Annotated in this window: 17 protein-coding genes; 10 read left to right on the top strand and 7 right to left on the bottom strand. The window is 73.5% G+C overall.

What is annotated here, in order from left to right; all coding sequences use genetic code 11:
* Nucleotides 1–39 precede the first annotated feature (39 nt).
* From IE294_RS15290 to IE294_RS15275, 4 genes are read left to right on the top strand one after another with little or no spacing between them, the layout of a single operon-like run.
* Nucleotides 40–378, top strand: a complete 339-nt coding sequence (locus IE294_RS15290; protein ID WP_189886257.1) for an antibiotic biosynthesis monooxygenase family protein — start codon at nt 40–42, stop codon at nt 376–378.
* A complete protein-coding gene (locus IE294_RS15285; protein WP_189886255.1) occupies nt 375–1,262 on the top strand; it encodes an NAD(P)-dependent oxidoreductase in 888 nt (295 codons plus the stop codon). The genes IE294_RS15290 and IE294_RS15285 overlap by 4 nt, the downstream gene beginning before the upstream one ends.
* Nucleotides 1,259–2,302 carry an amidohydrolase family protein gene (locus tag IE294_RS15280; RefSeq protein ID WP_189886252.1) on the top strand — a complete coding sequence of 348 codons (1,044 nt, stop codon included), beginning with the start codon at nt 1,259–1,261 and terminating at the stop codon, nt 2,300–2,302. Before IE294_RS15285 ends, IE294_RS15280 begins: the two co-directional genes overlap by 4 nt.
* Nucleotides 2,299–3,540 (top strand): cytochrome P450 family protein, encoded by a 1,242-nt coding sequence (locus tag IE294_RS15275; RefSeq protein WP_189886250.1) that lies wholly within the window; start codon nt 2,299–2,301, stop codon nt 3,538–3,540. Before IE294_RS15280 ends, IE294_RS15275 begins: the two co-directional genes overlap by 4 nt.
* Before the next feature lie 92 nt (nt 3,541–3,632).
* Here IE294_RS15275 and IE294_RS15270 read toward each other — a convergent pair whose 3' ends face one another.
* Nucleotides 3,633–4,562 (bottom strand): LysR family transcriptional regulator, encoded by a 930-nt coding sequence (locus IE294_RS15270; protein WP_189886248.1) that lies wholly within the window; start codon nt 4,560–4,562, stop codon nt 3,633–3,635.
* 95 nt (nt 4,563–4,657) lie between these two features.
* Between IE294_RS15270 and mdlC the strand changes: the two genes are divergently transcribed.
* The 3 genes from mdlC to IE294_RS15255 all read left to right on the top strand — a co-directional run bounded on the left by mdlC (nt 4,658) and on the right by IE294_RS15255 (nt 9,088).
* The gene (mdlC, locus tag IE294_RS15265; RefSeq protein ID WP_189886246.1) at nt 4,658–6,238 is read left to right on the top strand and encodes a benzoylformate decarboxylase; all 1,581 of its coding nucleotides are present in this window, start codon (nt 4,658–4,660) and stop codon (nt 6,236–6,238) included.
* Nucleotides 6,239–6,292: 54 nt separating this feature from the next.
* Nucleotides 6,293–7,747, top strand: coding sequence for a benzaldehyde dehydrogenase (locus IE294_RS15260; protein ID WP_189886244.1), 1,455 nt, complete (start codon nt 6,293–6,295; stop codon nt 7,745–7,747).
* Nucleotides 7,748–7,840: 93 nt separating this feature from the next.
* A complete protein-coding gene (locus IE294_RS15255) occupies nt 7,841–9,088 on the top strand; it encodes an MFS transporter (protein WP_189886242.1) in 1,248 nt (415 codons plus the stop codon).
* Between the two features lie 15 nt (nt 9,089–9,103).
* Here the strand turns inward: IE294_RS15255 and IE294_RS15250 are convergent, their stop codons facing one another.
* From IE294_RS15250 to IE294_RS15235, 4 genes are all read right to left on the bottom strand, one after another.
* Nucleotides 9,104–9,748, bottom strand: coding sequence for a TMEM175 family protein (locus IE294_RS15250; protein WP_189886240.1), 645 nt, complete (start codon nt 9,746–9,748; stop codon nt 9,104–9,106).
* A 62-nt stretch (nt 9,749–9,810) separates the two neighbouring features.
* Complete coding sequence (locus tag IE294_RS15245; protein ID WP_189886238.1) at nt 9,811–10,458, bottom strand: DUF4232 domain-containing protein; 648 nt, start codon at nt 10,456–10,458, stop codon at nt 9,811–9,813.
* A gap of 102 nt (nt 10,459–10,560) precedes the next feature.
* Nucleotides 10,561–11,409, bottom strand: coding sequence for an alpha/beta fold hydrolase (locus IE294_RS15240; RefSeq protein WP_189886236.1), 849 nt, complete (start codon nt 11,407–11,409; stop codon nt 10,561–10,563).
* Nucleotides 11,410–11,452: 43 nt separating this feature from the next.
* Complete coding sequence (locus IE294_RS15235; RefSeq protein ID WP_189886234.1) at nt 11,453–12,178, bottom strand: alpha/beta fold hydrolase; 726 nt, start codon at nt 12,176–12,178, stop codon at nt 11,453–11,455.
* Nucleotides 12,179–12,487: 309 nt separating this feature from the next.
* On the opposite strand from IE294_RS15235, the gene IE294_RS15230 reads away from it, so the two are divergent.
* On the top strand, nt 12,488–13,468 hold the full coding sequence (locus IE294_RS15230; protein WP_189886232.1) for an AraC-like ligand-binding domain-containing protein: 981 nt from the start codon (nt 12,488–12,490) through the stop codon (nt 13,466–13,468).
* A gap of 42 nt (nt 13,469–13,510) precedes the next feature.
* On the opposite strand, the gene IE294_RS15225 is transcribed toward IE294_RS15230, so the two are convergent.
* Nucleotides 13,511–14,482: an alpha/beta hydrolase gene (locus IE294_RS15225; protein ID WP_189886230.1), complete on the bottom strand. Its 972-nt coding sequence runs from the start codon at nt 14,480–14,482 to the stop codon at nt 13,511–13,513.
* 202 nt (nt 14,483–14,684) lie between these two features.
* Complete coding sequence (locus IE294_RS15220; protein WP_189886228.1) at nt 14,685–15,737, bottom strand: AraC family transcriptional regulator; 1,053 nt, start codon at nt 15,735–15,737, stop codon at nt 14,685–14,687.
* A gap of 330 nt (nt 15,738–16,067) precedes the next feature.
* Between IE294_RS15220 and IE294_RS15215 the strand changes: the two genes are divergently transcribed.
* Both IE294_RS15215 and IE294_RS15210 read left to right on the top strand, forming a co-directional pair.
* Nucleotides 16,068–17,309, top strand: a complete 1,242-nt coding sequence (locus tag IE294_RS15215) for an MFS transporter (RefSeq protein WP_189886226.1) — start codon at nt 16,068–16,070, stop codon at nt 17,307–17,309.
* Nucleotides 17,310–17,442: 133 nt separating this feature from the next.
* On the top strand, nt 17,443–18,312 hold the full coding sequence (locus IE294_RS15210) for a LysR family transcriptional regulator (protein WP_189886224.1): 870 nt from the start codon (nt 17,443–17,445) through the stop codon (nt 18,310–18,312).
* Nucleotides 18,313–18,342 lie beyond the last annotated feature (30 nt).

Raw genomic sequence — 18,342 nt, 5'->3', positions numbered from 1 at the left:
GGTGTCGTGTCCTGCCGGATCTCACTCAGGAGGAGACACATGAGCACCAACCACAACGGCCTGCCGGCCGAGAAGCTGAACGTCGTCTTCGCGGTCCGCGTGGTCGAGGGCGGCGAGCAGGGCTTCCTGGATCTGTACGAGCACCTCCGGAAGTCCGTGTCCAACACCCCGGGTCACATCGTCGAGCGGCTCGGAGAGCCCGTCGACGACTCCCGCCAGTGGGTGATCACCAGCGAGTGGCGGTCGGCCGAGGACTTCTTCGCCTGGCAGCAGAGCGAGGAGCACCAGGAGCTGGTGGCCCCGCTGCGCCAGTGGGTCGACCAGCGGCAGTCGATGCGGTTCCGGGTGGTCAAGGAGACCAAGGGGGTGTCCGCATGACGGGCACAGTCAACGGCCCCGTCGCCGTCCTCGGTCTCGGCACGATGGGCGCCGGCCTGGCCGCTCGCCTCCTCGACCAGGGGATGCGGGTCCGGGTCTGGAACCGTACCCCGCAGCGCACCGAGCCGCTCGCCGAGGCGGGCGCCCACGCCGCCGCCCACCCCGCCGACGCCGTCGCGGGCACGAGCGCCGCCCTCTGCGTCGTGTCCGACGGGGAGGCCCTCGGCACCGTACTGCGCGGGCCGCACGGCGTGCTGGCCGACGGCCCGTACCCCGGCGTCCTGATCTGCGCCAGCACCGTCGCCCCCGACGAGGTCGTGCAGATCGCCGGTGAGGCGCCCTCGGTCCTGGACGTCGGCATGCTCGGCAACCGCGACCACGCCCGCGACGGAGAGCTGCGGCTGTTCGCCGGCGGCGACAAGCGCGTCTTCGACGCCGCCCGCCCGCTGCTTCGGACGCTGGGCAAGGAGGTCGTCCATCTGGGCGCACTCGGGTCCGGCATGCGGATGAAACTGCTCCTCAACCTGCTCATGGGCATAGAGGTGCAGGCCCTGGCCGAGGCCACCGAACTGGCGGGCGCCTGCGGCCTCGACCGGCAGCAGGTCCTCAAGACCATCGCGGGCAGCGGTTTCGCCTCGCCGGTCATGGCGTTCAAGTCCCGGCGTCTGGCCTCCGGCCGCTTCGACGAGCCGGACTTCCGGCTGCGGCTGATGGCGAAAGACCTCATGCTCGCTTCCAAGCAGGCGGCGACAGTCGGCCTGAGCCTGCCGTTGGCGACCGCCGCGGCGGAGACCCACGTCCGTGCCACCGAGCAGGGACTGGGCGACCAGGACTGTGCCGCGGTCACCCGCGCACTCGTACCGAAACCGGAAACCGACACGTGATCATCGACATCCACGGGCATCTGTCCCCACCGGAAGCGGCCGAACGCTTCCCCATGCCCCCGAGCCTGACCGACGTCGACGGCATGCTCGCCGCCCGCGCCGAGGCCGGGATCGACCTCACCGTCATCGGCAGCCCCGTCGGGGCCGGCGCGATGGCGCGGGTGCCGGGCGTCGACAACTACGCCCAGCCCCGCGACCGGCTGCGCCGCTTCCACGACTGGATGTCGGGGCTGATCCGGAGGTTCCCGGACCAGTTGCGCGGCTACGTGTACGCCAACCCGTTCGGCGACGACGACCACCTCGAAGGAGTCCGGGAGACCCTCGCGGACCCGGCCTTCGTCGGTCTGATCACCACGTCCAGCGTGCACGGCGAGCTGCTCGGCTCGCCCCGCGCCGACTCCTTCTTCGCGCTGGCCGCGGAGGCGGGGGTGCCGGTGCTGGTGCACGCCCCGGCCGAGCCGGTGGGCACGGAACGGGTGGACGAGACCGGGTTCGTCGAGCAGATCGGCCGCTTCGGCGACGTCACGATGGGCATGGCCATGATCGCGTTCGCGGGGTGGCTGGACAAGTACCCGGGTCTGCGGTTGATCGGCGCGACCGGCGGCGGCGCGATGGCGCTGCTGCCGGAGCGCCTGCGGACGGCGGCGCGCCCCCGGCACTGGGCCGGGGGCGCGCCGCCCTCCGGGCGGTCCGGGGCCGGGGCGTCCGACGCCGTTCACCCGGAGGCGAAGGGCCGGCCGCCCGAGGAGCGAGCGGCCGGCCGGCCGGCGGCCCAGGCCGTGCGGCCCGCCGCCGACCCGGCCGCCGCCCTGCGGCGCATGTACGTCGACACGAGCCCCTTCAGCGCCGCGCACCTGAGCCTGAACGCCGAAGTGCTGGGCCCCGAACGGATGCTGTTCGGCACCGACTCGCCGCCGATGGCCGCACCGCTGGAGGACTTCATCCGCATGATCGAGAAGTTGCCGGTCGACGAGGCGTCCCAGCGGCTCATCCTCGGCGGCAACGCCCAGACCCTCTTCGACCTCAGGAGCCGTCCGTGACCACCACGCAGGAGGCCGTCACCGCGGCCGAGCGGTGCACCCCGGAGTTCCGCCGCGACCCGCACGCGGTCTACGCCCACCTCCGCGACTCGGCGCCCGTCTGCCCCATGAGCCCCCCGCACGGCAACGAGACGTATCTGGTCACCCGGTACGACGACGCGCGGGCCGCCCTGTCGGATCCGCGGCTGAGCAAGGACATGTACGGGGCCATGGACGCCTACCGGAGGATCTTCGGCGACTCGTCCGTCGCGCTGGACGACAACATGCTCAACTCCGACGCGCCGAAGCACACCCGGCTGCGCCGGCTGGTCAACTCGGCGTTCACCCCGCGGCGCGTGGAGGCGCTGCGGCCCCGGATCGAGGAGATCGTCCGGGACCTGCTGGACGAGTGCCCGGCCCGGGAGCGCTTCGACCTGCTCCCCGCGTTCGCGTTCCCGCTGCCGATCATCGTGATCTGCGATCTGCTGGGCGTGCCCCCCGAGGACCGGACGCGGATGCAGCGCCTGTCCACCACGGTGGCGCAGACCGGATTCGGCGAGGAGGCCAAACGGGCCCAGCAGCAGGCGGAGGAGGGTCTGCACGCCTACTTCACCGACCTCCTCACCGCCAAGCGCGCGCGTCCGGGCGACGATCTGCTCAGCGCGCTCATCGCGGCCCGCGACAACGACGGCGGTCTGACGGAGAGCGAACTGGTCTCCACGGCGTTCCTGCTGATGTTCGCGGGTCACAAGACGACCGCGTACCTCATCGGCAACGCCGTCCACCACCTGCTGTCCCACCCCGCCCAGCTGCGTGCCGTACGGGAGGACCCGGAGCTGATCCGTGCGGCGGTCGAGGAACTGGTGCGCTACGACGGCTCGGTGGAGAGCGCGACGTTCCGCTACGCGACCGAGGACGTGGAGTACGGCGGGACACTGATCCCCAAGGGCGCCCTGGTGCAGATCGCGCTCAGCTCGGCCAACCGCGACCCGCGGAAGTTCGACGCGCCAAACGAGCTGGACGTGCGGCGGCCGGGCAACGCGCAGGACGCCCATCTCGGCTTCGGGCACGGCAGCCACTACTGCCTGGGAGCCCCGCTGGCCCGGCTGGAGACCCAGCTGGCCCTGACCCGTCTGTTCGAGCGGTTCCCCCGGATGGCCCTGGCCGACCCCGCCGGTGAACCGCGGTGGCTGGAGGTGCCGTTCCCGGCCTTCCGGGGCCTGGCCGAGCTGCCGGTCGTCCTCGATCCCGCGGGGTGAGCGGCGGCACGCGGCAGGCCCCCACCGCCCGGCCGGCGTGACCGGCCGGGCGGTGGCACGCCGGAGCGGGACCAGTCCCGCCCTCCGGTTTCCTAGGCGCTGGGCGGCAGTTGGGCCGGGCTGACCCGTTCGCCCAGGACCTCCGCCATGAACTGCACCAGCCAGCGCTGGGACGGGCTGCGGGAAGCCTCGTGCCGGGCGTAGAGCGCGACCTCGATCGGCTCGGTCTCGAACGGCAGGCGCACCAGGCGCAGGCGGTGGGAGGCGGTGAAGACCTCCCCGACGTACTCGGGGACGATGGCGATCAGGTCGGTGCGCTCCAGCAGGTACGGCAGCATCGAGAAGCGGGTGGCGTCCACGGCCGCGCGGTCCAGGAGCCCGTAGGTGGCGAGCACGGAGCGGGGGACGACGTGACCGCTGGGGCCGTACACCGTGGCGTGGTGCTCGGCCGCCAGCTCGGCCAGGGTGACGGACGCGCCCCGGACGCGCGGGTGGTCGGCGGCGACCATGCCGACGTAGCGCTCGTGGAAGAGCGGGATGCGCACGGTGCGGTGGGAGGTCAGAACGGGGGTGGCGACGAACGCGTCGAGTTCGCCGCGGCGCAGTTGGCCCTCGGCGTCGTCGACGTCCAGGGCGCGGACGGTGAAGGACACCCGGGGCGCGCGGGCGCGGGCCGCCGCCACGAGACGGGGCAGCAGGGTCACCTCGCCGAGGTCGGACAGGGCGAGGGTGAAGCGGCCCGCCATGGTCGCCGGGTCGAAGTCGTCGCCCTGGCGGATCGCCCCGTCGATGTCGGCCAGGGCGCGTTGCAGCGGCTCGTAGAGGCGGCGGGCGCCGGCGGTCGGGGTCAGGCCGCGGCCGGTGCGGCGGAAGAGGTCGTCGTCGAAGTGCCGGCGGAGTTTGGCCAGGCTGTAACTGACCGTCGGCTGGGTGACGTGGAGGGTCTCGGCGGTGGCCGTGACGCTGCCCGTCTCGTAGAGCAGCACGAAGACCCGGGCGAGGTTGAGATCGAAGCTGCCCATATCGATCGACTCTATATCGCGGCGCGCCAACATCTATTGGTGGCCTGGTCGCGCGCTCCCTAGCGTGTGCTGCGTCACTTCGGAGAGGAACGCCTGTGCCGTCCGTGCGCCGCATCGCCCATGAGTTCCTGGAGCGCCAGGGTCTGACCACCGTCTTCGGCAACCCCGGTTCGAACGAGCTGCCCTTCCTCACCGGTCTCCCCGACGGGTTCCGGTACGTGCTCGGCCTGCACGAGGGTGCCGTCGTGGGCATGGCCGACGGCTACGCCCAGGCGACGGGCCGGCCGGTGCTGGTCAACCTGCACGCCGCCTCCGGCTCCGGCAACGCGATGGGGGCGCTGACGAACGCCGTGGCCTCGCGGACGCCCCTGGTGATCGTGGCCGGTCAGCAGGTGCGGCCGGCCATCGGGCCGGAGGCCAACCTCGCCAACGTCGACGCCCCGGCGCTGATGAGGCCGCTCGTCGGCTGGGCCGCCGAACCGGCGTGCGCCCAGGACGTGCCGCGCGCGCTCGCCCAGGCCGTCTTCGAGGCGCGGTTGCAGCGCCGGCCGTCCTACCTCTCCGTCCCGTACGACGACTGGGCGGCCGACGCGGGCGAGAACGCGCCGGCCGTGCTGGACCGGTGGGTCGAGCGCGCGGGGGTGCCCGCCGGCGAACAGGGCCACCGGCTGGCCGAGGCGGTGGCCGGCGCCCGGCGGCCCGCGCTCGTCCTGGGCGGTGACATCGACACGGCCGGGCGCTTCGACGACGCGGTGCGGCTGGCCGAGCGGCTCGGCGGCCCGGTGTGGGCGGCGCCCTCGCTCTTCCGGCTGCCCTTCCCCAACCGCCACCCGCTGTTCCGCGGGGTGCTCCCCGCCGGTATCGAGCCGGTCTGCCGGGCCTTCGAGGGCCACGACCTGGTGCTGGTGCTCGGCGCCCCCGTGTTCCGCTACCACGAGCACATCCCCGGGCGGTATCTGCCGGCGGGCACCCGGCTGATCCAGGTGACGGAGGACGCGTCCGCCGCCGCGCGGGCGCCGATGGGCGAGGCGCTGGTCGCCGATCCCGGCGCGGTGATCGAGCTGCTGGCGAACGCGCTCGACGCGTCCGGGGTGCCCTCGGCCGACTACCGGCCCGTGCCGGCGCCGCGCTCCGCCGAGGGGCCGCGCCTGCATCCGGAGGAGGTCTTCGCGGCCCTGCGGGACGAACTGCCCGCCGACACCGCGTACGTGGTGGAGTCGACCTCGACCAACTCCTCGTGGTGGCGCCAGATGGATCTGCGCCGGCCGGGCTCCTACTACTTCCCGGCGGCGGGCGGTCTCGGGTTCGGCCTGCCCGGCGCGGTCGGGGTCGCCATGGCCCAGCCCGGCCGGCCGGTCGTGGGGGTGATCGGGGACGGCTCGGCCAACTACGGCGTCACCGCGCTGTGGACGGCCGCCCAGCACCGGGTGCCGCTCACCGTGGTGCTGCTGCGCAACGGGACGTACGGCGCGTTGCGCTGGTTCGGCGGCCTCCTGGGCGTGCCGGACGCTCCGGGCCTGGACATCCCGGGTCTGGACTTCACCCGTATCGCGGAGGGCTACGGGGTGCCCGCCCTGCACACCCACGGCGTGGACGAGTTGCGGGCGGTCCTCGCCGAACGCCCGGACGGTCCCCGGCTCGTCCAGGTGGACACGGCGCTCACCACGCCCTCCTGAGCACGCAACGCCCGCGAGTCCCCCGTTCCACGGCAGCTCCACGAAGGGAATCCGATGACACTCCTGGACAGCGGCGTCTGGAGCAAGAAGATCTTCGGCGACGGCTGGACGGCCGCCACCCGCGAGCAGCCGGTCGTCGAGCCGGCGACCGGGGACGGGCTCGGCACCGTGGGCCTGGCCACGGCCGAGGAGGTGGGCCGCGCCGCCGCCCGCGCCGCCGAGGCTCAGCGGGCCTGGGCGGCCACCCCCGCGCAGGCGCGGGCGGCCGTACTGCGCCGCGCGGGCGAGCTGTTCACCGAGCACGCCGCCGAGATCGAGGACTGGCTGGTGCGGGAGGCGGGCTCCGTCCGGGCCAAGGCGGGTTTCGAGGTGGGGCTGGCGCGCGGCGAGTGCTTCGAGTGCGCGGCGCTGCCGACGTATCCGCAGGGTGAGGTGCTGGCGTCCGAGGACCCCCGCTGGTCGTTCGCCCGCCGTCGCCCGGCCGGGGTGGTGAGCGTGATCGCGCCGTTCAACTTCCCGCTGCTCCTGGGGCTGCGCTCGGTGGCTCCCGCACTGGCGCTGGGCAACGCGGTGCTGCTCAAGCCCGATCCCCGCACGGCGGTGAGCGGCGGTGTCGTCATCGCGCGGGTCTTCGAGGAGGCCGGGCTGCCCTCCGGTGTGCTCCATCTGCTCCCCGGCGACGGCTCGGTCGGCGAGGCGGTCGTCGAGGCCCCCGAGGTGCGGGTCGTCTCGTTCACCGGGTCCACACCGGTGGGGCGGGCCATCGGCGAGCGGGCCGGCCGTCTGCTCAAGCGGGCCCACCTCGAACTCGGCGGGAACAACGCCCTGGTGGTGCTGCCCGGCGCCGACGCGGGCAAGGCGGCCTCGGCCGGTGCGTTCGGCTCGTACCTGCACCAGGGGCAGATCTGCATGACGACCGGCCGGCACGTCGTGCACGAGTCCCTGCTGGAGGAGTACACCGCCGCGCTCGTCGCGAAGGCCCGGGCGCTGCCCGTCGGCGACCCGGCCCGGGAGGACGTGGCGCTCGGCCCGATCATCGACCGGCGGCAGCTGGAACGGGTGCACGGCATCGTCACCGAGAGCGTCGCGGCGGGCGCGACACTGGCCGCGGGCGGCGAGATCGTGGGCGCCGGGTACCGCGCCACCGTGCTGACCGGCCTGACCACCGACATGCCGGCGTGGCGTGAGGAGATCTTCGGACCCGTCGCACCCGTCATCGGCTTCTCCACGCCGGAGGAGGCCGCGCGGATCGTGAACGACTGCGAGTACGGGCTGTCCGTCGGCATCCTCGGTGACGTCGGTACGGCGATGCGGCTCGCCGACCGGATCGACTCCGGCAAGGTCCACATCAACGAACAGACCGTCGGCGACGAACCCCACGCGCCCTTCGGCGGGGTCAAGGCGTCGGGTACGGGCTCCCGGTTCGGCGGAGCAGCCGCCAACGTCGAGGCGTTCACCGAGACGCAGTGGCTCACCGTGCGGCCCGACATCGCCGAGTACCCGTTCTGAACCAGGGCCCGGCACCGCCCTCGGCACCACCGCTCAGCACTCACCCCATCTCCGTCTCCATCTCCCGCAGCCGCTCACAGGGGGAACACCGCCATGGCATCCATCGCCTCGTCCGGCGCGTCCGGCACCACCACGGGGACCGGCACCGCCGGACGCAACCTCTGGACGGTGGTCCTGTGCTGGATCACCGTCCTGCTGGAGGGCTACGACCTCGTCGTCCTCGGCGCCATCATCCCGACCCTGCTCAAGACGCGTCACCTCGGCATGACCGCGGGGGACGCGACCACCGTCGCCACGCTGTCGCTCGTCGGCGTCGCCATCGGCGCGGTACTGGTCGGCCCGCTGGCCGACCGGCTCGGCCGGCGCCTGCTGCTCATCGGCTCGGTGGTGCTGTTCTCGGTCTTCACCCTGCTGGTGCCGCTCGCCGGCTCGGTCACGGTGTTCGCCGTACTCCGCCTCATAGCCGGTCTGGGGCTCGGTGCGTGCATGCCCGTGTCCCTGACGATGATGGCCGAACACATGCCGGCGGACCGGCGGGCGCGCGCCAGCACGCTGACCATGACCGGCTACCACACCGGCGCCGTGATCACCTCGCTGCTCGCGCTGCGGGTGACCGGCGACTGGGAGGTCCTCTTCTACGTCCTGGGCGTCGCGGGACTGGTCGTCGCGGCCGTCCAGTGGTTCCGTCTGCCGGAGTCGGAGGCGTTCGTCCGCGCCAAGGAGGCGCCGGGTGCCGAGCGCGTTCCGTTCACCGAGCTGCTCAAGCCGGCCTACCTCCGCGCCGGCATCGGGATCTGGGTGGCCTCCTTCATGGGCCTGTTGCTGGTCTACGGCCTCAACACCTGGCTGCCCAAGCTCATGAACGACGCCGGATACCCCGTCCCCACGGCCGTCACCCAGCTCCTCGTTCTCAACGTCGGCGGTGTGGCCGGCCTGGTGCTGGGCGGTTTCGTGGCGGACCGGCGCGGCATCAAGCTCACCACGCTGGGCTGGTTCGCGGTCTCGGTGGGCATGCTGGCCTGTCTCAGCGTCAAGATGGACAGCGACCTGCTGCTCGACACGGTCGTCTTCCTCACCGGCGTGTTCGTCTTCTCGGCGCAGGTGCTCGTCTACGCCTACGTCACGCAGTACTACCCGGCCTCCGTCCGCGGCACCGCGCTCGGCTCCGCGTCCGGCATCGGCCGCATCGGCTCCATCGTCGGCCCGTCGATCACCGGCGCCCTGGTCTCCGCCGGGATCGGCCACCCGTGGGGCTTCTACTTCTTCGCCACGGTGGCCGTCCTGGCCTTCCTGGCCGTGCTCACCCTCCCGGCCCGGCCCCCGCAGGACCCCACCGCCTGACACGGCGGCGTCCGCTCACCGTCCCTCGGGGAAACCGTCGCTGGTGATGAAGTAGAACACCGGCAGCATGACGAAGACGGCGACGGCCACCAGCGGCGCGACGACGACGCCGAGGAGCCCGGCGGCACTGTACGCCAGGGCTCCCGCCCAGGAGCGCAGGCGGCCGTGCCGTACGTACGTGCTCTCCACCTCCGGGGTCAACAGCTCGGGGCGGCGCGCCAGTTGGTGGTAGAAGGCCACCCAGCTCAGGCACATCACCGCCGCCAGACCGGCGTAGAGGGCGACGGCGACCCGGGCGTCGGAACCGTCGGGGTCCGCCTGGAGCGCGTCCGCGACGACCGCGGTGGGGAACGACAGCGCCGCCGTGCTGAACAGCAGCAGCAGGTTCGCGGCGTGCAGCCCCCGGTCCATCACACGGACCCGCACGAAGGCCTGGTGGTGGTTGAGCCAGATGACCGACACGTATCCGAAGGAGGCCAGGTAGCCGAGGTAGGCGGGCCACTGGGCCAGCAGGGCGTGGCCGAGGCCGCCCGGCCGGTGCGGTGGGTCGGCGAGGCCGAGGGCCAGCAGCGTGACGGCGATGGCCAGCACGCCGTCGCTGAAGGCCTCCGCGCGGGTGGTGTCGGACCGGGAGAAACCGCGGAGGCGGGTGCGGGACACACTGGCTCCTGACGTGCTGGTTCACAACGGGACGGGATGGGGCCGGGGCCGGGACGGGTGTGTCAGGCCCCGCTGCCCGGCCTGAGGGGGCTCACTTGGGGGACGGACGCCTTGCCCGTGTTGGAGACCTTGCCGCCGGTCCAGGGGACGGAGAGCGAGGTGGTCTCGTCGGGCGGGGTGACCAGCAGGGCCTGCGGCGTGACGGTGGTGACGCCGGTGATCGCCGGATCGCTGTAGCTCAGCGCCGACCAGGCGTCGTCCCCCGGGGCGAGCGTCACCCGCTGCTGCGGCTGGCCGGTGGCCCGCTCCGGGTCCGGGGTGACGGCGTCGCCCGCTCCGTCGACGAACGCCACGCCCGGGAAGCCGTACAGGCTGCACGTGTGCGGGGACCGGTTGGTCAGCACGAGGGCGAAGTTCTCCTGCCCGGCCCCGGGGTGGTCGGGCCCGAGGGACGCCTTGAGGTCGGAGGTGCGGCAGCGTTTGGGGGCCGGTGCGGCGGGTGACGCCGCCGCCGTGCCGGTGCCGGTCGGCTCGGAGGGGCCGGCGGTGTCGCCGCCGGCGGGTTCCGAGGCGGTCGCCGACGGCGCACCGGTGGCCGCGGTGGACGCCGGCGGGGCGCCCCCGGAGGTGCCGTCCGCGCTGTGGCTCGTACACGCGGTCAGCACGGCGCAGCAGGCGAGTACGGCGGGCAGGATGCGACGGAGTGTCATGGTGCTTCTCCCTCGGGGCTCACGGGCGCTCGGGGCTCACGGGCGCCGTGGCAGGTGTGTGCGCCGGCACAGGGCCGGCGCGGTGACGGGCGGCGGGCCGGATCAGTGGCCGGTGCGGACGGAGCGGACCGCGCGCAGGATCAGGTCGGTGACGGGGCCGGGGTCGCTCACGGACACCGCGTGCGGGGCGCGGACGGCGACGGTGTGGGCGTGGGCGCGCTCGGCCATCCAGCGTTCGGCGGCCGGCGGGATGTTGCGGTCCTCGGTGGCCACGAGGTACCAGCTGGGGATCTTCTTCCACGCGGCGGCGGTGGCCGGTTCCTGGAGCGCGGCCAGGGTGATCGGGCGCTGGCCCGCGGCCATGACCTGGGCGGTCGGCACGGGGACACCGGCGGCGAACTGGTTGCGGAAGAGGTCCTTCCTGATGACCAGTTCGTCGCCCTGGCCGCCGTCGGGCAGCGGGTAGTGCTGGGTGACGGTCGCCTCTCCCAGGGTGCTGCCGGGGAACTTGCCGGTGAGCTGGAGCGCGCTCTCCCCGATCTCGGGGACGAAGGCGGCGATGTAGACCAGCGCCTTGACGCTCGGGAGACCGGCCGCGGCCTGGCTGATGACGGCGCCGCCGTAGGAGTGCCCGACCAGGACGATCGGTCCGCTGACGCTCTCCAGGACGCTGCGGATGTAGGCGGCGTCGCTCGCCAGTCCGCGCAGGGGCAGGGCGGGCGCCAGCACGCGGTGGCCCTGCCGCAGCAGGCGCTGGACGACGGCGCGCCAGCTTGAGCCGTCCGCGAACGCGCCGTGGATCAGCACGACGGTGGGGTCGGCCGGGCGGCCGTGTCCGGTGGCCGGACGGCCCGCGGCCGGCGCGGCGTGCGCGATTCCGGCGGTGCCCAGGGCGGCGGCACCGGCCAGGAGGGACGTGGTCACGGTACGGCGCGAGATCGGTGCGGTCATCGTTCGCTCTCTGTCTGGGGTGGAGGGTGGCTGCGGGCCGGGGTCAGCGGGAGGTGGCCCGGACGGCGTCCTCGATGAGGCGCACGACCCGCTCGGGGTGGGCGAGCATGACCAGGTGGGAGGAGTCCACCTCGACGGTGGTCATGCCGGCCCGCCGGTAGCCGTAGCGCTCCACGTCGGGGTTGATGGTGTGGTCGGCGGAGGCGACCAGGCCCCAGGACGGCTTGGTCTTCCAGGCCGCGGCCGGGGCCGCCTCGGCGAAGGCCTGGGCGGCCAGCGGGCGCTGGGAGACGGCGAGGGCCGAGGCGAGGCGGGGGTCGACGTCGGCGGCGAAGATGGCCGGGAACTTGTCGGGCTGGACCGACACGTCGGTTCCGGGCTGGTCCGAACCCTCGGTCGGGAACGGGGTGTAGACGAGGGCGCCGGCCAGGTCGGAGTCGGGGAAGCGGCCTTGCAGCTCGCCGAGGCTCTCGCCCTCCTCCAGGGCGTAGCCGGCCAGGTAGACCAGGGCGCTGACGTTGTCCTCGGTCCCGGCGACCGTGATGACGGCACCACCGTAGGAGTGGCCGACCAGGACGACGGGGCCGGGGATCTGGCGGACGATGCCGGCGACGTAGGCGGCGTCCCCGAGGAGGCTGCGGTTGGGCACGGCCGGGGCGACGACGTCGAGGCCGCGGGCGATCAGCCGGGGGATGACCTCCGCGTAGCTGGAGGCGTCGGCGAAGGCTCCGTGGACGAGGACGACGGTGGGTCCGTCGGTACGGGACATGGGAAGACTCCCTGGTCGCTGGGGTGGGTGCCGGCCCATGCCCGGCTGCCGGGCGGGTGGGTGGCTCGTGGGTGGTGCCGGGGCCGTGAGACGTCCGGACGGGTCGATCGTCCGGTTCGTGCGCGGGGAGCGCGCCACCGCGCCGTGGCGAAGCCGCCGGTACCTCCGAGACCCTAGGGCGGGCGCAAGGGGGTGGATTGACTGTCTGTGCACCAGCTGTGGCCTGTGCGCGCTCAGCGGCCACCGGCCCGTCCGGGGGCGTCGTATCGTCGGGACCGCGGCATCCAGGAAGTCGATTCGGGGGGTTGTGTGCTGCTGCTCGATCTCGCCACCGTGGCACCACGTGACCGGGCGGACGCGTTCCACCACGCGTTGACGGACTCATCGGTGCCCAACGACGTGGTCCACGAGGAGCCCGCTTCCGGCATCCACGCCCGTATGCGGATGTGGCGGGTGGGCGATCTGCATCTCTTCGCCACCCGCAACTCCGGCTTCGAGGTGCGGCGAACGGAACGGCACGTCCGGCACCACCGGAGCAACCCGATCGTGTCCGTCTCGCTCCAGCCCGAGGGTGTGCACCGGGCCGAGGTCTCCGGCGCACGGCGGTTGCTGGGCCCGGACGACATCTGTGTCTTCCACGAGCTGTCGCCCCGGGTGTACGGCTGGTCCGGTGACGGGGCGTCCCAGTCGATGATGTTCGACATGCACCGGCTCGGCCTGCCGGTGGACGTGGTGGTGCGGGCGGCGGAACGGCTGCGTGCCAGTCCGCTGCACGACCTGGTCCTGGCCCATCTGCGCGGGGTGTGGCGCGACCCGGACGGCCTGGAAGCCGACCCCGGCGCGCGGCACCTGGCGTCCGCGACGACCGATCTGGTGCGCGCGCTGCTCGTGTCGGCCGCGCACGCCGAGGAGTCCGCCGAGGTCCGGTCCGTGATGGACGACACCCTGCTCACCCGGATCATGACCCATGCGCGGCGCCACCTCGCGGATCGCGCTCTGACGCCCGAACGGATCGCGGCGGAGCACGCGATCTCCGTGCGCCGGCTCTACGTGCTGCTCAGTGGGGCGGGGCTCAGCCTGGAGCAGTGGCTCATCACCGAGCGCCTCGGCAAGGCACAGGGGATGCTCGCCGCCGCCCGGTACGACCGTCTCACCGTGGCGGCGATCGCCACCCGCTGCGGGTTCAGCAGCCCGAGCCATTTCAGCCGGCGCTTCCAGGCGGCGTACGGGGTGTCGCCCAGCGAGTGGCGGCGGCTGAAGCGCGAGGAGGCGATGGGCGCGGCCGGGTGAGCCGGGCGCGCCGCCCGCGTCGGCGCGCCCCGGGCGGACGGGTCAGGCGGCGTGCAGCGCGGTGTGCAGGGTGTCCGTCATCTGGATGCGGGCCGCGCGGGAGGCGTCGGTGTCGCGGAGGGGGTCGAAGAGCACGAAGCCGTGGATCGTGCCGTGGTAGCGGATGGACACCACGGGGACGTCCGCCTCCCTCAGGTGGGAGGCGTAGGCCTCGCCCTCGTCGCGGAGCACGTCCGCCTCCGCGGTGAGCACGAGCGTCGGCGGCAGGCCGCGCAGCGACCGGGTGGATGCGCGCAGCGGGGAGACGGTGTCGTGCGTCCGGATCCGCGGGTCGGGTGCGTACTGCTCCCAGTAGTCGCGCATGGCCGCGCGGCTCAGGAAGTAGCCGTCGGCGAACTGGTCGTAGGAGGGGGTGTCCATCGCGGCGTCGGTCACCGGGCAGAGCAGCACCTGGTGCCGGAGGGCCGGACCACCGCGCTGCCGCGCCAGGAGGGCGAGCGAGGCGGCGTGCTGGGCGCCCGCGCTGGCACCGACGACGGCCATCCTGCTCCCGTCCAGCCGGCATCCCGAGCCGTGCCGGGCGATCCACCGGGCCACGGTGTACGCCCGCTCGACGGCGCCCGGATAGCGGACGTCCTCCGGCGCGTCGTACTCCGGTATGACCACGGCGGCGTCCGTTCCGAGGACGAGGTCGGTCAGCAGGTGCCGGTGCGCGTACGCGTCGGTCAGCATCCAGCCCAGTCCGTGCAGGTAGAGCACCACCGGCAGCGGTTCGTCACTGCCGGCGGGCCGGAGGATGCGCACCCGGACGCGGTGGCCGTCGCTGCCCGGCAGCGCCAGCCACTCCTCCTCGATGTCCGGCTCGTCACCGCCGTCACCGGCCCACAAGGAGGCCATTCGCGCCCTGGCGCCGTCCGGGTCCGAGGACGCGGGCAGCGCGTACCTCTCGACGAAGGCACGTGCCAGCCGCTCCAGGACGGGTGCGGCCCGAGGGGCGGGAACGTCATCTTGCAAGAGAACTCCTGCGCGGGGGCCCGGCCGTGCAAGGGACCGGACCGTCGGAAAGGGTGCCGGCCCCTCCCCCGCGACCGGGCAGGCAGGCGTGCGGCGCCGGAGGCGGCTCCACCGGCACGAGTGCCCAGCCTAGGGCGCGGCGAACGGGATGGGGGCGGCACCGTGCTGTGGATACTTGCCGCTGCGTGCACAGTTTCCGCCGTCAGCCGTCCGCGCCCGTGGGGTCCTCGGACGGCCGGATACGGTTGCGCCACTCGCGGGGTGACATGCCGTAGGCCGCGCGGAAACTGCGGCTGAAGTGGGTGGCGTTGGCGAAGCCCCACCGTTTGGCCACCGCCCCCACCGTGACGTCCCACGCCTCGGGCCGGGCCAGCTCGCGCCGTGCCTCCTCCAGGCGGCGGTGCTGGATCCACCGGCCGATCGTGCTGCCCTGGCCCTCGAAGAGCTTGTGCAGATAGCGGACCGAGATGTGCTGGGCCGCGGCGATCGTGGCGGGGGTCAGGGTGCGGTCCCACAGCCGCGCGTCGACGTAGGCACGCACGCGCCACAGGAGGTCCTGCTGCTCCTGCACCGGTCCGGACGCGGGTCCGGCGCCCGCCGCGCCCTCCGTCCTCGCCACGTCCACGGTGTCCTCCACGTCCTGCGAGTGCCCCGGGCCCTCCGCCACGAGCGAACCGACGAACCCCGTGACGGTCGTGGCCAGGCGGAGGGCCGTCGCCGGCGAGTACGCGGGCAGGGTGTCGAGCAACCCCCGCAGGAGGGGGCCGAGCAGGGGCGCCACGGGGCCGTCGGCGAAGGGTGCCCGGGCGCTGAGCGCCCGCACCTGGCGGTCGGTCAGGGTGAGCGCGACCCGTGGGATCCGGACGAGGTGCAGTTCGAAGTCCACCGACTCGTGCAGCAGGAAGGGCACCGCCTGGTCGCAGACGAAGATGTCGTCCGGACGGCAGGCCGCGGTGCCGTCCTCCCGGACCAGGGTCGCCCTGCCGGAGGAGTGGACGCCCAGCGTCAGATGCGGCTCGGTGGTGTCCTCGGCGGAGCGGACGAAGGACCGTGCCGGTCCGCGGTAGGTGCTGACCTGGAGGAGGCCGAGCATGCGGACCTGTGCCGGTGCGGTGAAGCGGGCGGTGGCACGGACGTGGGCGGGCAGGAGGGCCCGCATCGGCGCGGGCACCGGGGCGCTCGCCAGGGTCAGGTCCGGGTACGGGGGTCGGCCGGCGGCGCTGCCGGTTCCGGTGGGCGGGGGCATCGGATTCATGGGGTCCCCTGGTTGAAACGGTGGTTCCGCGCCGGGACGGGCCGGCGGTGGACGTCCGGTGAGGAGTCCACGGATGCCAGCCTGGAGCGGCTGGGCAGCGCGCAGGCGGCCGTCCGGTGTTCCGTGCGGGCAGGGGCATGAGCCGTGCGCGGTGAGGCATCGTCGCGTGCGTCACCTGGCAAGAAGCACCGTCCGCCCGCCTCTAGGGTCGACGCCCGGTGCTCGCATGCTCATCTCCATGCGAGATGACTGACATCCCGAACGATCGCGCCAGGTGAGGAAGGCGGCCGGCGGTCAGGTCGTTGTGCTGCATGACGAAAGAAGGTGCCCATGTCCACACCACTTGATCTCCGCCGTAGGACCCACGCCGCCCGGGAGGTGCAGGGCGTGCCCGGCTGGCTGGTCGCGCTCCTGGCCGTCGCGTCCGGGATGACCGTCGCCAACCTCTACTACGCGCAGCCGCTGCTGTCGTCGTTGAGCGGTGTGTTCGGGATCAGCGAGGCCACCGCCGGCACGCTGATCACCCTGACCCAGATCGGCTACGTCCTCGGCATGATCTTCCTGGTGCCGCTCGGCGACCGGCTGGAGAAGCGCAATCTGGTCTCCGTCCTGCTGATCGTCACGACGGCGGCCCTCGTGGTGGCGGGACTGGCCCCGAACTTCCCCGTGCTGCTGATCGCCGCGCTGATCAGCGGTGCCACCTCGGTCGTGGCCCAGATCCTGGTGCCCTTCGCGGCCAGCCTCGCCCCGGACCACGCCAGGGGCCGGGTCGTCGGCCGGGTCATGAGCGGTCTGCTCACCGGCATCCTGCTCTCCCGGACCCTGAGCAGTCTGGTCTCCGACGTCGCCGGCTGGCGGGTGGTCTTCCTCGGCTCCGCCGCCCTGATGGCCGTCCTCACGGTGGCACTGCGCGTCGCTCTCCCCGATCACGCCCCCACCACCTCCGTCCCGTACCACCACGTGCTGCGCTCCACGGTCCGGCTGGTGCGCACCCATCCCGCGCTGCTGCGCCGCGGGCTGTACCAGGCGGCGATGTTCGGTGCGTTCAGCGCGTTCTGGACCACGGTCTCCTTCGTCCTGACCGGCCCCCGCTTCCACTACTCGCCGGTCGGCGTCGGCATCTTCGCGCTCGTGGGCGCGGCGGGCGCGGCGGTGGCCCCGTTCGCCGGCCACTGGGCCGACCGGGGGCTCACGCGTCCCATGACCGGTGCCGCGTTCGTGGTCGCCGCGCTGGCCTTCCTGCTCGCGGGTCTGGGCGGACACAGCATCGTGCTGATAGCCCTGGCCGCGATCCTGATCGACATGGCCGTACAGGCGACGCTCATCCTCGGACAGCACACCATCTACGCGCTCGACCCCGGCGCCCGGGCCCGTCTGAACAGCGCCTTCATCGCCATGTTCTTCGTCGGCGGCGCCGCCGGCTCGCAGCTCGGGTCCACGGTGTACCACGCCGGAGGCTGGGCCGGCCTCACCGTCCTGGGCGCCGCGCTCCCGCTGGCCGCGCTCGTCTACTGGGCCTTCGAGCGGCCCCGGGCCGCGCGGCGGACCCCGGCCGCGGAAACCCGCGACTGAGACGCCGGGCAAGGCCGGCCGACACACCCCGCACAGGCGCCTGACGGACATCCGCCGTCAGGCGCACCCCTACGATGCGGCACGGGTCCCACCCGCCGGCGACCACCCCCGCACCAGCCCGAAGGAGCACACGATGGATCTGCGGCAGATGGAGGTCGCCGTCGCGGTGGCCGACGCGGGCGGCTTCACGGCGGCGGCGCGACAGCTGCACGTGGTCCAGTCGGCGGTGTCGGGCACGGTCCGCGCACTCGAACGCGAGCTGGGCACGGCGCTCTTCGACCGCACCACGCACCGTGTCGCGCTGACGCCGGCGGGTGAGGCGTTCGTGCCGGCGGCGCGCGCCGCCCTGCGGGCCGCGGAAGCCGCCCGGGAGGCGGTCGACGCGGTGCGGGGGCAACTGCGCGGCCGGATCACCGTGGGCACCATGCAGGGGGTCTGGGCCGGGCTGCACCACGCCCTGGCCGCGCTGCGGGCGGAGCACCCGGGGCTCGGCGTGCAGCTGCGGCAGGCGGCGGTCGCCGACATCCGGCAGGCGCTGCGGGAGGGCACGGTCGACCTGGCCGTGGTGGCGCTGGACCGCCAGCAGCAGCGCGGGCTGACCACCCGGCTGCTGTCCGAGGAGGAGATGGTGCTGGTCGCGTCGCCGCGCCGGGTCGTGGGGGCCACGACGCCCCGGGGCGAGGTGGAACTCGCCGATGCCGCCCGGCTGCCGCTGGTGGACTTCAGCCCGGGCTGGGCGATCCGTCACTCGGTGGACCGCGCCTTCCGGGCCGCGGGCGTCGACCGCAGCACGACGTTCGAGGTGAACGACATCGTGGCGGCGGCCGAGCTGGTCCGCAACGACCTGGGGATCTGCATCCTGCCCAGGTCGATCGCCGACCGCTTCCCCGACCTGACCGCGTATGGTTTCCGGCACCACGCACCCAGCTGGAAGATCATGCTGGTGCGCCCTCCGGGCGAGGCGTCACCGGCGGTCGCCGCGCTGTGGCGGCACTTCGCTTGATCAATTTCTGCCTGCTTCCTTCCTGGTGCT

The organism is Streptomyces canarius (assembly GCF_014650735.1).
Taxonomy (GTDB): domain Bacteria; phylum Actinomycetota; class Actinomycetes; order Streptomycetales; family Streptomycetaceae; genus Streptomyces; species Streptomyces olivaceoviridis.
The sequence above is the reverse complement of the archived record's forward strand: the minus strand, read 5'-3'. Positions and strand labels throughout refer to the sequence as shown.

What these genes read in the sequence shown, in the direction of transcription:
- IE294_RS15290 (WP_189886257.1), top strand. Translation starts at nt 40, where the DNA reads ATGAGCACCAACCACAACGGCCTGCCGGCCGAGAAGCTGAACGTCGTC.
- IE294_RS15285 (WP_189886255.1), top strand. Translation starts at nt 375, where the DNA reads ATGACGGGCACAGTCAACGGCCCCGTCGCCGTCCTCGGTCTCGGCACG.
- IE294_RS15270 (WP_189886248.1), bottom strand. Translation starts at nt 4,562, where the DNA reads ATGGGCAGCTTCGATCTCAACCTCGCCCGGGTCTTCGTGCTGCTCTAC.
- IE294_RS15260 (WP_189886244.1), top strand. Translation starts at nt 6,293, where the DNA reads ATGACACTCCTGGACAGCGGCGTCTGGAGCAAGAAGATCTTCGGCGAC.
- IE294_RS15255 (WP_189886242.1), top strand. Translation starts at nt 7,841, where the DNA reads ATGGCATCCATCGCCTCGTCCGGCGCGTCCGGCACCACCACGGGGACC.
- IE294_RS15245 (WP_189886238.1), bottom strand. Translation starts at nt 10,458, where the DNA reads ATGACACTCCGTCGCATCCTGCCCGCCGTACTCGCCTGCTGCGCCGTG.
- IE294_RS15240 (WP_189886236.1), bottom strand. Translation starts at nt 11,409, where the DNA reads ATGACCGCACCGATCTCGCGCCGTACCGTGACCACGTCCCTCCTGGCC.
- IE294_RS15235 (WP_189886234.1), bottom strand. Translation starts at nt 12,178, where the DNA reads ATGTCCCGTACCGACGGACCCACCGTCGTCCTCGTCCACGGAGCCTTC.
- IE294_RS15220 (WP_189886228.1), bottom strand. Translation starts at nt 15,737, where the DNA reads ATGAATCCGATGCCCCCGCCCACCGGAACCGGCAGCGCCGCCGGCCGA.
- IE294_RS15215 (WP_189886226.1), top strand. Translation starts at nt 16,068, where the DNA reads ATGTCCACACCACTTGATCTCCGCCGTAGGACCCACGCCGCCCGGGAG.
- IE294_RS15210 (WP_189886224.1), top strand. Translation starts at nt 17,443, where the DNA reads ATGGATCTGCGGCAGATGGAGGTCGCCGTCGCGGTGGCCGACGCGGGC.